This is a genomic window from Ochrobactrum sp. P6BSIII, assembly GCF_014138065.1.
Classification (GTDB): Bacteria; Pseudomonadota; Alphaproteobacteria; order Rhizobiales; family Rhizobiaceae; genus Brucella.
The window spans coordinates 222,175-233,550 of the sequence record NZ_JACGXB010000009.1 but is presented as its reverse complement, the minus strand read 5'-3'; the positions used below and the strand labels follow the sequence as shown (position 1 = coordinate 233,550).

Below are 11,376 nucleotides of genomic sequence, written 5' to 3'. Positions count from 1 at the left end.
AGGAACTTGACCACTACTATCGACCCGAAACATAACTAACAGGCGGGTCAATTCTCGGCGCAAATGCCGGGTCACTTCTCAGTACAAATCAACAGTCTTCAGCCTTTACCGCATACTCGCATCCGGTAAATCGTCCGGTTTCATCTTGCAGATCGCGGATCCGGTAGACACCTTGATCTGTTTCGTGCCGACGCATACTGCTGATGATTGTCATCACTTACACCTTGGCTTTCAGAACCACGCGACGGGACGGGAGATAAGCCACGCCTTCCCGGTCAACGAGAATAGCCTTGTCTTTCTTTCTCGCAGGTCCACAGAAAGGGTGCTGCCCGTATTCCCGTATGAACCTAACCACTTGGATATGCCCGATAACCACGATCAAGGTTGCCAGCACTACGACAGCGAACAACCCAGAGGAGAGAGCGTCCATTACTTACACCTGTTATCGCTGAGATAGTCCACAAAACCGCAATGGCTCTGATACCGAGACGCACACGCCGGGAGCCACCCGGTGCGGACTGCTCGCCTCTACAACCATGAGCGAAAGCTAGGCCCGAGCGACTGGAGGGATAAGGAGAGCCGGTTCCAGAACGGTTAGGCGCCCGAAATCACTTATCACCGCGAGTTATCCGTCTTGCTTTGCTGCGAGAGCCACGGTTTATTCCAATTTTGCAAAGGATCGAGAACACATGGCAAATATCGATCAGATTATAATGTTTTTTGCTGGCGTTTGGATGACCGCGACTGGCTTCGGCTTCTTGAAGCTCGCTGGAAAACAGGACTGGCAAGCTAATCTAGTCAGTCACTTTCGATGGATGGGGCCACTATTGATAGCCATATCGATCCTTTTGCTATTCGCACCTCATAACTGACTGAGGGGATCTGAATGACAGCCGGACATAATCAACAGCCGATGCTGGCGCACTCTTGCAGAGACCATCTGCGAGCATAGCACAGCTTCTCATGTCGGTTTGTAGAAACAGAAAACACCGCTCGAGGGCGGGGCTGAAACGCGTTTTTCAACGAATAATGATCATTGGATTGCTAATTGTTCAGTATCTATATACAGTCGAGTGATGAAGCTATCGACAGAAAAAGCTTATCAACTTGTTTTAGTTGCCGTGCGCGTCGATGGAACCCTCAAAGAGCCATTTACAGCCAAGGACCTGCGCCCAATAATTAGGGGCTGGCCTTATACAGGTTATTTCAGTTTCTTGGCTTATAACTGCACCGATAAACTTCCGGTTGAAACCGCACTTTTTGTACGGGTAAGTCGTGGAAGTTATCGTATCTTTGATCAAATTGAGTATCGGCAGCATTAGGTTCGTGCCGCCAATCAGCATGTCTCTGGTTCAATCTGATCTATCGAATTACCACACAACCGCTGGAAATTGGTGATACGCTTAAAACTGAACACAATGGCCTGAACGGATATCTGTCCAGGTCTGGAGCATTCCGCTCGTAAGCAAGAAAGTTTCCATCATGGCAAAAGGCCAAGTACGCAGTAATCGTGAAGTACGCAAACCTAAGAAGGACAAGTCAGCGGCGGCTGATAAGTCGGCGAGCAAGGTAGCTGGCGGCTTCACCACTCAGATCAAAGATACTGAGAAGCTGAAGAAATAACTTTACGCAAACATTGCCAGATTAGAATTAGGGGTAGGCGTTTAAGCGCCTGCCTCACAATGTGTAAAAGCCGCCACCCGAAGGCGACAGCTGAAGTAATGTGAACTTTTTGCACATTAGTCAGAACGACTTGACGGTGCCTGTACGTGACCACAGCAAGCTCGCCTTATGTCACCTAGCGCTCTCAGCGCCGCCGTTCTGATTACTGACACCGGAAGCATGAAACAGAGGCTGATCCGGTGTTTACTGTCCGAGTGGCAGGCTCGCAGCGGGATTTGAACCTACAACCCCTGAACCGAAGTCCAATGCTCTATCCAGTTGAGCCATGCGAGCCTGTTTATCCACTCGAATTGTATGCGATGCGGCCGGCTTTTCATGCCTAAGCTGCGCAGCCTACCGGTCAATACCGAGATCCGTGCCACATCGCATTTCGTGTGCGCCGAGCGCCAAAACTCTCGGTAACTCTACACCCTTGCGGGGAGGACGGCCTCGGCATTCACCGCGTCTCGCACATTCCGTTGAGGCACTTCCCTCGAATTCAGACGATGGTTGTTTTTCGTCGCCATCGTGAACGACGCGCAATCTTTTGCAGCTAGCTGATTACGGTACGGTCCTTTCCCGCGTCACTCTCATAACACCACACCGAGACCAGATGAGAGGCCAGTTGCTCGGAATTGGTAAGGCCCGATGGTGGAACATCGGGCCTCGGATTTGCCAGCGTCTCTTGGGGTAGGAATGTGCCAGCCAAGAGCGACGGCAAAAAGCAAGGCATTCCAGCCTTGAGCCTGCCGACACGCGACAGGTGGGCAATTTAATTTTTCTTGTTCATACTCGACTGCCTACAGCCATACGGATACGAAAAAAGCGGCTCAAGGCCGCTTAACTCTGAACATAAAAAACCATGCTGCACCGATGCGCTTATGGCTCGGCTGGGTTTGACCGGCGAGTATTCCCTCATGCGAGGTCCGCATCTGAACATCAAATCATCCGATTGAATGTATACCCGAGTTCGTGGTAAAGCGCAAAGCGCTTTTTTAAGCGGCTGGGGATATGTCGTCAAATCCCACTTCCACCGGGACAAAGCTATTCAGAGCGTTGAGCAGTACCTTGATTTTGCCCGAGCTGGTCACTTCTTCCACCACGCCTGTAATATCGATGAATGGGCCCCGTACCATTGAAACAGATTGCCCTTTGCTGAATTTGAGCTTTGCCGTTGCCTTCTTGGTTTTCGCTTCTTCTTCGCGATAAATGCGGGCTTCCCGAGTGTCATCGAATTGCATGTCACGTTCGGCCAGAAACAGCGCTTCAACCGCGTTGGCTGAAACCCGGACATAAGAGCCGCCACTTTCTAGAACCCGCTCCACCCCTTCGCATCTGCGCAGCTTAAACCAGTCTGCGTGTCCTCTTGGCTGGGCGACAAAGAGATAGCGCTGCATCAATGCGCGCTCCTTCGTTACCCGGGTCTTGGTGCGCTTATGAATGAACTCGACACGCTGGCGAGGCAAGTAGGCTTCATAGCCAGCGAGCCGTAGATTGTTCGCGGCTTTCTCTTCGCACTTGATGTTTGTACGGATCACGTACCAATCTTTGTCTTTACTGATCGATGTTGCTGCCATGCCTGTTCCTACCGATCCTGAATTTGCTGCTGTGGAACGCTGGGGCTGATCGATTGCAGACCACCGATAAGGCTTCGATCCGCCAGCCGGTGCAATCTCCTCAACTTTTCGTCGCTGACTTTCGCGCCGGTTTCTCGAAAAGACATTGGTCTGGCTAAAACGCTCTCAATTGGATTGATTTGCCACCAAACTTGGAGCTTCCAACGGTCAAGCCCGAGAAGGACAAAGCGACGGTGTCCGCTATCGATATGGCCCACCATGTCGCTGAATTGCAGTTCACAAACCGCGCCGTTGACACTCGCCTCAGAGACAGGGAGCCAAGGATGCGCTTTGTCATAAGCGAGCCGTGCCTTGCGTTCAGCAATGGTTTCAGCGTGTCCGAATTCCCTCTTTCCTGACGAAAACTGGTTCATATGCTTTCCTTTCCGAGTGAGGCGTAGCTGTCGGGAATATCTCTGAAGCGTCGATCAGCGCCGATGAATTCCAGTTTGACCGAACCCGGCCTGCCGCATATGGGCTGTCGCCTGATCTTCTTGGCGATCACATAGGTAACTTCTGCCTCGTAATCGCGATAAACGACCAAGCCAGCATCAGCTTTGTTCCGCCAATGAGCGCTACCGGCCAAATCATAAAGCCCGGGTACAGGCTCTTTCCCACCGTCATTGTTGGATTTCAGTTTGGTCGGGTGGATCACCATCCAGACCGTGCATTCGTGGTGCTTGGAGAAGCGCTTGCACTTCGAAATTAACTGCGAAACGAATTCTGTTTCAGTCAGTTTGTCAGGCCGCGAGGCTTCCAGCTCGTTATATGGATCGATGACGATATTCTTGACGCCATACCGGAGAACGGCGGCTCTGGCGCGCTCCAGAAGCCAATCAATCGACGGGGTATGTTCAACAGCACCCATCATGAAAAAATGCTCACGCACCCAGTTGAGAGCTGCCTTCACATCTCTTTCGGACAAGCGAGGGTTTGGACCATCGAAAAACGGTCCACGCGCCCAAATCTCGCATAAATCGGCTATATGGTTCCCCTCACCGGTTTCAGGCGAGAACATGGCCCACTTTTCACCGCGCAATGTCGCAGACTGCACTGCGATCTGATCAATTACGCGAGACTTGCCGTGATTTGGAATTCCTGTGACTGCTATGAACTGGCCCGGGATGTACCTGAACGCTTTGTCGAGTTCTACGAATCCCGTCGATAGTGGCTGCGGCCCGCGACCATGATAGAGGTCCATAACCTCATCGTAAAAATCATCCACCTCGTGCAGGCCATCAATAGGCCACGGCTCCGCCTGATCGACACACTCGCGCAACACGTCTGGCCCATGATCGACCAAGCATTCGTTGCCGTCCTTTACCTGCACATCGTTGATGCTCGGCATTCGCACTCGAAACGACCTGTCACGGCCAACTCGTTTTGCAATCTCTTGGGCGAGCATTTCACCGGGCGCATCCATGTCGCTAGCGATAAGAACACGACGAACCTTCATGAGCGCGTCCCAATGGGTGCCGAATGGTTCATACCGCTTATCGCTCGTTTCCGGGCCCGATGGGGCACCGTTTGGCAAAGACACCACGTGCTTGAACCCGGCCTCAACAAACGCGAGAACGTCAATCTCACCTTCGCAAATAATCAGGTCTTCGCCTTCGGCTATGCTGTCCGCGTTGTAGAATACCGGTTCCGGGTCTTTCTCCTGCCGAAAATCCTTCTTTGCTGTGCGGTACTTCACATTCCGAAGCTGGCCCTGCCAGTCATAAGGGAACGCTATGCAATCTTCTTCCTGATTGGTCTGGGAAAACCAAGCACGGGTTTTGTAGATGCCCATACGCAAAACCACGTCTGGCGAGATGCCCCGGTTCTTGAACCACGCGAACAGGCTATCAGGCCGCTGCGGATCCTGAACACGCTCGGGCTTACGATAGGCGCGCTTTTCACGTTGCGGCCTATAACCCTCGCCACCAGCGCCCCCAGCAAAATCGCAATGGTGACATTTCCAGACGGCTCGGCCATCTGGCTCAACCGTGACAGACAAGCACGGATCGTTCTTCTTGCGTCGTCCTGACGAACATTGGGGGCAAACGACCTTGTGGCTTCCCGGTCGGCTGTCGCGCAGATGAATTCCATGTTGTGCGAGTGCGTTCTGAATATCGTTCATGGTCAGCCTCGCCCGAACAAAAATGCACGAGAAGGCTCGCCGTTCGCCTGCCGGTCACGGCTATCCTCTGGCTCGTCAGTCCAACCTTTGGCATTAAGCCAAGTTGCCGGGTAGGCAGTGTATTCTTTTTCCTTCCCGGCGCGTTTTTTCGCGTACCGGTTCACGCCAGAAATGATTTCATCAAGCGTGGCAATTTGCCTTGCGGCTCGATATGCCTTCTCCGCCGCCCCTTTCGAAACCTTTCGAGGATATGCGGGCCAAAACTTTTCTGAGAATTCCAAATCCAACTCCGCCATGCGCTTTGCGCGTGGTGATTGATCAAAAGAAACGATAGTTTCTTTCTCTTGTTGGTCGTTGCTTGTTGATTGTTGTTTGTTAGTTTTTTCGTCAGATAAACCGTTTGGTTTTTTCATCTGTTGATTTTGCATGCTTTTTTCAGAAGGTCGCCCGCCTTTTGAACCGTTTTCAGCTGCAGTTTGAATACGGTTTAAGGACTTTTCAACTTCACTTTGAGCACGGTTTTGGGTCAATTTGCCGTCAGTTTGGAGCGTCAGTTTTCCGCGCTGCACCAACCGGTCGATGATTTTTTTGACATCGGTCGGCCTGAGAACGCACAGTGCAGCAAGCCGCCGTGCATCATATTCAATGGCATGCCCTTCGGACATGATGAGGGTGCATACCATCCAGTAAACGCCCTGCTCATCGGCGCGCAGAACACCGCCAACACCGGCAATATACTCGTCTGGCGCGTAATCGACGCGCCTTACCTTGGACTTAGCCATTGCTGCGCCCCCGGCCTTCAAGGATGTCATTAATCTGCCCGGCGACCGCATCCCAATCCACGTCTGAAACCCGTGTAGCCTCTGCTGGGTGCGGCATGAATGAAAACTCATAGGCTTCACGCATTATCGAGCGACCGCCAGCGGTACACGGAAATCTTGCGGCACCGGCGAGCAGCTTCTCGCGTGCATGCGCATGCGTGATAAAACGCATTTCACTCACCGAGGTTTTCGCGTGGATAGAGATCGGGTCTTAAGTCGTGGCGACTGACACCTGTTGCACGCTCCACCGCGATCACTCTTGATGCGGGTACGTTTTTCCATTGACTGATGGCTTGCGGCGTGACGCCTAAGCGACGAGCCAGATCTTTCGAATAGCCCAGCGCTTTTTTGGCTTGGTCCAGAGGTGTCATTGATCCGTCCATTGATTTTGCGTTCACCGAACTTAAGCATGGCTTAACCAAACTTTCAAGTCTGGCTTGATTGTTTTGATCAAGCAAGCCTTTATAATTAGCATTATTTATAAAGGGATCAGTTTATGTCGCTGTCGGATGACATCAAAAATGCGAGAAAGTCGGCGGGAAAGACGCAGCAAGATGTTGCAGATTATTTGCGCGTTAGCGTGCAAGCCGTATCTCAATGGGAAAACGGAAGAACCCTTCCCAGCAGCGGAAATCTTATGCAACTATCAAAGTTCATCAACCTACAAATACAAGATAAAGTTGATCTTCATTCCGTATTAGTCAATGCAAGAGATACATCAGGAATGGCTCTTGCTCCACTCGTGAAGTGGAACGACCACGCTGATTGGCATTTATATAATTTTGATCTATTTTCCGAGGAGAATACTAAAGGATTAATACCAGAACATCTATTTGGTGTTCATTGGAAGCCAAAGGGAGAAATATACGCACTAAAAGTTATTGATTACTCCATGCGACCCGATATCGCCTCTGGTGATATCGTAATAATCGACACGGGCAGAGCACCGGAGCGTGGGGACTTTGTAGTTATTAAAATGGAAAATTTTCCAGTGGTGCGCCTAGGTGTATATGAACCAATGGGATTTAACGAGCACAGAGCACCGATATTCTCACTCAAACGGCTCAGCGCGGATGCTGGGAACCCAATCATCGTAGATAATAATAATCCTGGGTTTGTGGTCGGCGTTGTGCGGGAAACTAGAAGATTTTACCGTACGGACTAGTCGAAAGCCCTATAGTCACACAAAATATAAAGCCACGCTTGACATTAGAAATCAAGCGTGGCTTTATTATTGCAGTCAGCACGAAGAAGCCCGCCACGAGGGCGCGCCGATCTGCAAATGAAAATGATGTTTAAGGAGAGGCTTCTATAAGCCTATCTTCAATGAGCTTATCCACCACACGAGCAGGGGCAACGCCCATCAGCACCTCTCTTAGCTTAAGTATGGCGTCTGAGGGCAAATGGTAGGCTTTGATCATCTTCTCACGAAGATCATGTAAGCGTTTTTCATCAATTGCGGTCGCAGTGGGAGAGGACATAAGGCGACTATATTCGGATCTTTCATCTTTCGTCAGGAGATAGAAACCTGCGTCGTCAAATCGGTTGCCATCAATACGGAGGTTACTAGCAATGAGGTTCCAGAGCTTCCCGTTCTTATCCAGAACCACGATCACGAAGTAATTGTTTTGATCGGACATATCTGGAAGTAAACTCGCGTTCACCTCTCCAAGCCTCAAATGCTGCCAACTATCCCAGTCAACCGCAATCCAAGAGCGTGAATTCCAATGGAGGACCAACATGCCAGTATCCGAACCGGGGAAGAAATACGGTGCCGGAAGGGAAGACGGATACGCCTCCTCAAGCGTTGCAATAATCTCCGCGTTCATTGACCGGTTATTCTTCTCCGCTGCCAACTTGATGCGGTCACGCATACCGTCTGGAAGGCGCAGAACGTATTTATCTTGGGGCTGAAGCGCTTCTTTTGTCATGAAGGCTATTAGCCATACTTTATTGCTTGACACAAGAATAGCTATTAGCCATGGTTAACGAGTGGCTAATAGCCATTCATTAGCGAGGAAGGAATGAGACAAGGACAGGACAAAGTGATTATACGCCTCCCTGACGGGATGCGGGATCAAATTCAGAAAGCGGCAAAGGAAAGCTGCAGAACAATGAATGCGGAAATTGTTTTCCACTTGAGGAATGCTCTCAAGCCTTCCCCACAAGCGAAAACGGCAACCGAATAGGCTGGCAGGCCCGTTCAATCGCCGCTTTCAAGATCAGTAGCCGCTGGCAGGCGGCTCCGAAACGTCCAAACGCCATCGGAGGTATTATGGACAGCAATTCATATAGCACCGGCTTAGCCGGAAATCCAGCCGCCTCTCAAATAGCGGCCTCCACAGCGGTCATAGACTTGATTGCACGCCACAAGCATGTGGCTACAGGGTGCGAAAGCCTGATGCAGATGTTCAATGACGCTGAGCAAGACAGTGGGTTTGCTAGCGATAGCCTCAATCTCGCACAATACGTCGATGCGAACGGCCCTCGCGAAGCTCTCCCGAGAACCCCCTACTTCGTTAGGAGCGAAGAAAATTTAATCGCCGTAATTAACTATTACCGCGACCGGTACTGCGCCGGGATCATGAACGAACCACACAAAGAACGGATCAGACGACAGTTCCAGACGGTCAAAGTCAGGGCTATCCAAGAGCTTCGCCGCGTACAGAAGGCTTATCGTGACAGCGGAATAGATGAACTTGACCGAGGCATCGTGACCGCTACAGAGAAGCTGGATGAAATTACTGACGAGCTTTTTTCGGTTCAATTTCACAATCTAGCGGATATCAAGGCGGTTGCGCAGCATTTGTTCGATATGTCGAAGAAAGCCCCTTCGTTCGAGTTTACGACACCCCAAAGCCTGTTGAGCTTTTTCTGGTCAGCGCTGGCTGTGAATACTGCCGATGCGGGAGAAACCCAATGACGGAACGTACCATTCCGGCTAACGCCGAAGGTTTGCCTGAAAATGAGCAACGCTTGTCAGAAGATGCATGTGTGCGCCTCGAAGACCTGAACGGCGCTCTCTGGGAGCTAAAGAACATGGCTACCATCATGGAGGGAATGGTTGAAAAATGGCTGTCCTTGTCATTCGCCAGCAAGAACGAGCATGGCCAGTATGTCTTTTGCCTATCCACTGGCCTTCGCGATGAAATAATTTTCGCCACATCTGATACGTGCCGCCGAGCCTTTAAAGCCCATGCAGACATGATCAAGGCATTAGAGGCTGTTCAATGACTTCGATCAACAAAAAGCTGGTGGCGGACGCCTTCCGTCAATCTGTCCAAAATGGACAGGCTATCGCTCGCACAATTCAGGAAGCCGCAGACGATTTGGCTTTCCTCATGGGGCAACAGCATGGTGAGGTTTTCCACGCCCACGTTAGCCACGAACCCGCTTTCGTATTGATCAGGTACCGAAATATGGGAGAGGACCAATGAACGACCGCCCTCGCCTGCGTCGGAAGGATGTTCCGGAATATCTGCGCACAAAACACGGTATCGATATCGCCTATGCCACACTGGAGAAGCTTGCCAGCGTCGGCGGCGGTCCAGCGATGCAATATCAAGGCCGGTTCCCTCTCTACCACAAAGACGATTTGGACAATTGGGCCGACGAACGATTATCGCTCACCGTCCGCTCTACTTCTGAACGCTGATCATTTGGCCGGGGCTTTCCCGGCCATTTGCTTTTCGATTTCTTCCGCAATCTTGTCCGCAGCTGCGACCAACACACTATCAAGCCGATGAGTGTAGCGACTCGTTATTCCCCCTCCCGTATGTCCGAGCATTGCGCCTATCGTGCTATCCGAAAATCCCAGATCAGCCCCCACGCTCGCGAACGAATGGCGAAGCACATGCGGGGTGACATCATCAAAGCCAGACGCCTTGAATATCCCTCGATAGAAGCGTTTGAGGCCCGCGTAAGGCCTGCTCTCCAGCCTTGCAGCTGGGAAAACATATTCATTGTCTGGATCGCGCTCGATGTTCTTCAGAAGACGATGGCCGGGTTTCCCGAGAGGTCGCACCGATTTTCCGGTTTTTGTGTCCTCCAGCTTAAGAACGCTATTCTCAAAATCGACTTCCGACCATTTCAACTTCTCAATTTCGCCAACTCGACAACCGGTGAACGCCACAAGCCGCAAGGACGCAATGCCTTGCCATGCCTTGATTTCATCGTGATCCGCATCCCTTAATACCTGGCCGAACGCCGCATACTCATCGGGCGTCAATCGGCGCTCGCGTTTTCCAACAGCTGGCTTCTTCACGCCATGCGTCGGGTTTACGTCAATAATTCCTTCCGAGACGGCATAGGTCAAAACAGCGCCCAGTGCCGCAACCGTTCGCGTCGCGGATCCTGTGCCACCTGAAACGCGAACTCTGCCCCGGAGTTTACCCGAGGCGGTTTTGGCCTTTGCGGTCTTCCCGGATGAAATGTCACGGATAAACTTCACAATGTCGGATCGTTGAAGATCGATTACCAGCTTATTGCCTAGTAAGGGCACAGCATGGGCATTTATCATGCTGCGATCTGTGTCGATGGACAGTTGCTTTTTAGGCCGACCGCCTCGCCCGATAATCAAGCCTTTATCCGCCAGTTCGAAATACTGCTGGCAAAGCTCTGCCACCGTCAGGGATTTCCGGCGCGTCTTCCGCTCCAGCTGCGGGTCCTCGCCCTGTATGGTGCTGCCGAGCGTCTTGATTGCCAGCTTTCGCGCTTCTTCGGTCGTGAGTGGCCCGTGCCGACCAATGGTCATACGCCGCCGCGTACCTTCAGCCGTCCGATAATCCACAACATATGAGCGGGAGCCAGCCGGGTTTATAGAAACTCCGAAACCCTTCAAATCGGAACACCAAATGATGTATTGCTTGCTTTTTGGCGGGGAACTTTCGACAACTGTTTTGGTCAATTTTGGCAATACGGGACTCCAACACTCCAAGAAATGGGGTCCTGTGAGTAGGCCAAACGACGCTTTTTGATGCCACGATGCGACATTATTTTTCAAAGAAGCGACATTCTCCCGAGTGAGGAGTGGCAAATTACTCACCGCATACTCACAGGTAACTCACAAAATACTCACCATAAATTCGGAAGATTGGGAAGGCGGCGGAAAACTCAATCGGCAATCAGAATGATACAACGCCTTGTTTTATATGGA

16 protein-coding genes are annotated in these 11,376 nt (G+C 51.3%); 8 read left to right on the top strand and 8 right to left on the bottom strand.

Annotation, left to right across the window (positions count from 1 at the left end; genetic code table 11):
* The first annotated feature begins 689 nt into the window (after window positions 1-689).
* The 3 genes from FHW00_RS24550 (at window position 690) to FHW00_RS14790 (ending at window position 1,623) form a co-directional block, all read left to right on the top strand.
* On the top strand, window positions 690-872 hold the full coding sequence (locus FHW00_RS24550; protein ID WP_078341201.1) for a hypothetical protein: 183 nt from the start codon (window positions 690-692) through the stop codon (window positions 870-872).
* A 204-nt stretch (window positions 873-1,076) separates the two neighbouring features.
* The gene (locus FHW00_RS14795; RefSeq protein WP_078341202.1) at window positions 1,077-1,322 is read left to right on the top strand and encodes a hypothetical protein; all 246 of its coding nucleotides are present in this window, start codon (window positions 1,077-1,079) and stop codon (window positions 1,320-1,322) included.
* Window positions 1,323-1,482: 160 nt separating this feature from the next.
* Complete coding sequence (locus tag FHW00_RS14790; RefSeq protein WP_176168386.1) at window positions 1,483-1,623, top strand: hypothetical protein; 141 nt, start codon at window positions 1,483-1,485, stop codon at window positions 1,621-1,623.
* Window positions 1,624-2,657: 1,034 nt separating this feature from the next.
* Here FHW00_RS14790 and nusG read toward each other — a convergent pair.
* The 6 genes from nusG to FHW00_RS14760 are packed head-to-tail and all read right to left on the bottom strand — an operon-like array spanning window position 2,658 to window position 6,592.
* On the bottom strand, window positions 2,658-3,239 hold the full coding sequence (nusG, locus tag FHW00_RS14785) for a transcription termination/antitermination protein NusG (protein ID WP_078341203.1): 582 nt from the start codon (window positions 3,237-3,239) through the stop codon (window positions 2,658-2,660).
* Window positions 3,240-3,247: 8 nt separating this feature from the next.
* Window positions 3,248-3,652 (bottom strand): hypothetical protein, encoded by a 405-nt coding sequence (locus FHW00_RS14780; protein ID WP_078341204.1) that lies wholly within the window; start codon window positions 3,650-3,652, stop codon window positions 3,248-3,250.
* Entirely contained in the window at window positions 3,649-5,400 is a 1,752-nt protein-coding gene (locus tag FHW00_RS14775; RefSeq protein WP_078341205.1) for a bifunctional DNA primase/helicase, read from the bottom strand. Before FHW00_RS14775 ends, FHW00_RS14780 begins: the two co-directional genes overlap by 4 nt.
* A gap of 2 nt (window positions 5,401-5,402) precedes the next feature.
* Window positions 5,403-6,182 (bottom strand): DUF1376 domain-containing protein, encoded by a 780-nt coding sequence (locus FHW00_RS14770; protein WP_176168387.1) that lies wholly within the window; start codon window positions 6,180-6,182, stop codon window positions 5,403-5,405.
* Window positions 6,175-6,393, bottom strand: coding sequence for a hypothetical protein (locus FHW00_RS14765; RefSeq protein WP_176168388.1), 219 nt, complete (start codon window positions 6,391-6,393; stop codon window positions 6,175-6,177). Before FHW00_RS14765 ends, FHW00_RS14770 begins: the two co-directional genes overlap by 8 nt.
* A 1-nt stretch (window position 6,394) precedes the next feature.
* Window positions 6,395-6,592, bottom strand: coding sequence for a transcriptional regulator (locus FHW00_RS14760; RefSeq protein WP_078341219.1), 198 nt, complete (start codon window positions 6,590-6,592; stop codon window positions 6,395-6,397).
* 125 nt (window positions 6,593-6,717) lie between these two features.
* On the opposite strand from FHW00_RS14760, the gene FHW00_RS14755 reads away from it, so the two are divergent.
* Window positions 6,718-7,386, top strand: coding sequence for a helix-turn-helix domain-containing protein (locus FHW00_RS14755; protein WP_078341207.1), 669 nt, complete (start codon window positions 6,718-6,720; stop codon window positions 7,384-7,386).
* A 130-nt stretch (window positions 7,387-7,516) separates the two neighbouring features.
* Here FHW00_RS14755 and FHW00_RS14750 read toward each other — a convergent pair whose 3' ends face one another.
* The gene (locus FHW00_RS14750; RefSeq protein WP_078341208.1) at window positions 7,517-8,152 is read right to left on the bottom strand and encodes an Arc family DNA-binding protein; all 636 of its coding nucleotides are present in this window, start codon (window positions 8,150-8,152) and stop codon (window positions 7,517-7,519) included.
* Window positions 8,153-8,245: 93 nt separating this feature from the next.
* Between FHW00_RS14750 and FHW00_RS14745 the strand changes: the two genes are divergently transcribed.
* From FHW00_RS14745 to FHW00_RS14730, 4 genes are all read left to right on the top strand, one after another.
* A complete protein-coding gene (locus FHW00_RS14745) occupies window positions 8,246-8,410 on the top strand; it encodes an Arc family DNA-binding protein (RefSeq protein ID WP_078341209.1) in 165 nt (54 codons plus the stop codon).
* Between the two features lie 86 nt (window positions 8,411-8,496).
* A complete protein-coding gene (locus FHW00_RS14740; protein ID WP_078341210.1) occupies window positions 8,497-9,144 on the top strand; it encodes a hypothetical protein in 648 nt (215 codons plus the stop codon).
* The gene (locus FHW00_RS14735) at window positions 9,141-9,455 is read left to right on the top strand and encodes a hypothetical protein (RefSeq protein ID WP_078341211.1); all 315 of its coding nucleotides are present in this window, start codon (window positions 9,141-9,143) and stop codon (window positions 9,453-9,455) included. Before FHW00_RS14740 ends, FHW00_RS14735 begins: the two co-directional genes overlap by 4 nt.
* A gap of 199 nt (window positions 9,456-9,654) precedes the next feature.
* A complete protein-coding gene (locus FHW00_RS14730) occupies window positions 9,655-9,876 on the top strand; it encodes a hypothetical protein (RefSeq protein WP_078341213.1) in 222 nt (73 codons plus the stop codon).
* Here FHW00_RS14730 and FHW00_RS14725 read toward each other — a convergent pair whose 3' ends face one another.
* Window positions 9,877-11,136 (bottom strand): tyrosine-type recombinase/integrase, encoded by a 1,260-nt coding sequence (locus FHW00_RS14725; protein ID WP_078341220.1) that lies wholly within the window; start codon window positions 11,134-11,136, stop codon window positions 9,877-9,879.
* Window positions 11,137-11,376: the final 240 nt, after the last annotated feature.